The organism is Vibrio sp. 378 (genome assembly GCF_033339435.1).
Map to the genome: position 1 here is coordinate 1 of NZ_JAWOUO010001117.1, position 530 is coordinate 530.

Genomic DNA, 530 nt, shown 5'->3' on the forward strand with positions numbered 1-530 from the left:
AATGAAGTTTAGTGCTAAGTCGCGCTTGATTGCTTCACGATAACGCCAAGTCGCTAGCGGCTTTAACACAGCTAACTCTGACGGTTTAAGTTGCCACGCTCCTTTAATATCAAGGTACGCATTTTCTTCGTTGGTTTCGCGAATGCGTTTGGAAACCAACAAGTCGCTCTCTTGCTGCACCGCTTCCCACCAGCCAGCTTCAGTGACTTTATCGAGCAATTTTTCGTAAAGTGGCAACAAGTAGTGAACGTCTGCCGCTGCATAATCAAGTTGCTTTTGCGTGAGAGGACGAGCCATCCAGTCGGTGCGAGATTCACTCTTGTCCAACGCAACACCTAAGTATTCTTCCACCAGCGTTGCGAAACCTGTTGACAGCCCGTGGCCAAGAAACGCCGCCATTAACTGTGTATCGACCATTGGAAATGGCGTACAACCAAATGCATTTTGGAATACTTCTAAATCTTCGCCACAGGCGTGAAGCACTTTAAGTACCGATGCATCTTTCAATAGTTCGATGAAAGATGTCATGT

At 46.8% G+C, this 530-nt stretch carries 1 pseudogene; it reads right to left on the minus strand.

The window, feature by feature from the left end:
- Positions 1–530 (minus strand): annotated as a pseudogene (locus R7Q48_RS30685) (ribonuclease D); the annotation flags it as partial.